3 protein-coding genes are annotated in these 1,931 nt (G+C 59.9%); all 3 read right to left on the bottom strand.

All coding sequences use genetic code 11. The features are described 5' to 3' along the window. Nucleotides 1-547: tyrosine-type recombinase/integrase (locus BSG20_RS35220; protein ID WP_177309939.1), on the bottom strand; the 547-nt coding region annotated here is incomplete at its 3' end. Then, nucleotides 544-1,467: a tyrosine-type recombinase/integrase gene (locus tag BSG20_RS35215; RefSeq protein WP_072382340.1), complete on the bottom strand. Its 924-nt coding sequence runs from the start codon at nucleotides 1,465-1,467 to the stop codon at nucleotides 544-546. The genes BSG20_RS35215 and BSG20_RS35220, both read right to left, overlap by 4 nt. Next, a partial coding sequence (locus BSG20_RS35210; protein ID WP_177309938.1) for a tyrosine-type recombinase/integrase occupies nucleotides 1,464-1,931 on the bottom strand: 468 nt, incomplete at its 5' end. The genes BSG20_RS35215 and BSG20_RS35210, both read right to left, overlap by 4 nt.

The raw sequence follows: 1,931 nt of genomic DNA, 5'->3' as shown, positions 1-1,931 counted from the left end.
GCACATGCGCACCGCGGCCGAACACTACCGAGTCTCGGTCGAGGTTGATGATCTCTGAGACCCTCAACCCCGTTTGGGCGGCGAGCAATAGCAGGGTGTGGTCACGGCGTCCCAACCATGTGCTTCGATCTGTACAATCCAGGATCGCTTCAATCTCGGGCCTGGTGAGAAACTGAAGCTGCCGCTTGTCACATCGTTTGCTTGGGATCGCGAGCACCCGCTGAATGTGCGCGCTATGTGCCGGCTCCTCGAACGACGCGTATCTGAAGAAGGACCGAATAGCCGTGAGGCGGAGATTCCGGGTCCTCACCGAGGCGGATCTCTTCGTCTCAAGATCCTCCAGAAATGCGGCGATGAAAGGAGCGTCTAAATCCCGCAGCGTCAGCTGAGATGGGGATCTCCCCAGGCGCGTTTGTGCGAACGCAAACAGGAGCCTGAAGGTGTCGCGATAGGAGGCAATGGTGTTGGAACTTACACCTCGATGCTTCATGAGCCGATCTGTGAACCACCGCTCAATCAGCACAGCCAGGTCGTTCGTGCGTCTCATGACCGAACCTCCCACCGCTTATCCAATCGCCGTACAGCATGGTTCATCAGTTCTGGCGCGGCGGACAGGTACCAGTAGGTGTCGCGAACATTGGCATGGCCGAGGAAGGTCGAGAGAACCGGCAGTTCGCGTTCCACGTCTTCACCAGCGCGATGCCAGTTGATCAGGGTCTGGACGGCGAAACGGTGACGGAGATCATGAACCCGTGGGCCGTTGCGATTCCCCTCCTGCCGTAATCCGATTTGCCGGGATAGTCGCCAGAACACGCGGTGCACATATTGATGCAGTAATCTGCCGCCCTGTTCGGCGACGAAGAAATAGGGACTGCGCGGCGTACCAAGGTGTGCATCGCGTCGGGCGGCATAGTCTGAAAGAACGGCGATTGTCGTGGCATGCAGCGGGACCAACCGCGACTTGCCGAACTTTGTCTCTCGAATGGTGAGGACCCCCTGATCGAGATCGACGTCGTCCCGGAGCAGGCCCAGCGCTTCGGAATGGCGCAGTCCGGCGACCGCTATCAATCCGAACAGACAGTGATATGTCCAGCGTCGAAGGGCGTTGGCCGGCGGCAGCGACAGTGCTGCTACCAGAAGCGCCTGAATCTCGATGTCGCTATAGATGTAGGGCTTTGTCCGCCGTGCCGACGGCACTGCGTCGCTTGGTGGCACTTCCGTTAGAGGATCGAAATGACTGAGGTGCTGGGCAAAGCAGCGCACATCAGCCAGGCGGATGGACCAACTCGGCTGTCGGCCCATCGACGTCACCCACTCCATTGCCAGGTCTGTCGTGATGGTCTCGGCGCCGCGGGTTTCCATGAAGGTGACGAATGCCGACAACCGTCGTGCCGGCCCGTCATATTTGTATCCTAGCCCTTGGCGCATGCCGACATAGCGGTTGAGGGCAGTGCGAAGCCGGCTCATTGGACACCTCCCGGCCAGGGTAGGCTCAGTCCACGCAGCTTCTCAACATCGAGCTTGGCATAAATCCTTGTGCTGTCGATGCTTCGATGGCGGAGTAGTTGGCCGATCTCGGCAAAGCTGGCACCGGACCGTAAAAGGTCGGTCGCGAGGCTGTGGCGGAAAAGATGGGCGCCGTGATGGGCATAGCCGTCAATGCCTGCCCGCTCGAGTGCTTGCTTCGCGATCATCGTGATGGCGCAGCCAGAGGCAAAACCCACGTGCGGCGCAAGCGTTCGCAAGAAAACGCGCCGACACGCCGAAGTCGGCCGCCCATGCCGGATATAAGCCACGATAGCTGTTCCGACGTCGTGACGCAGCGGCATAATCGCTTGCCGCCGCCCCTTACCGTGCACGAGGATCGTGCCCGACTTCCAGTCGATATCGTCAAGATTGAGGGTGGCAACTTCGCTGGCGCGCAAACCGAG

Origin of the sequence: Rhizobium tibeticum, from assembly GCF_900110205.1 — a bacterium.
Classification (GTDB): Bacteria; Pseudomonadota; Alphaproteobacteria; order Rhizobiales; family Rhizobiaceae; genus Rhizobium; species Rhizobium tibeticum.
Note: the sequence above shows the minus strand (reverse complement) of the source record. Positions and strands in the feature narration are given on the sequence as shown.

Excerpts from the sequence above, each read along its gene's own strand:
- BSG20_RS35215 (WP_072382340.1), bottom strand. The coding sequence starts at position 1,467 with ATGAGCCGGCTTCGCACTGCCCTCAACCGCTATGTCGGCATGCGCCAA.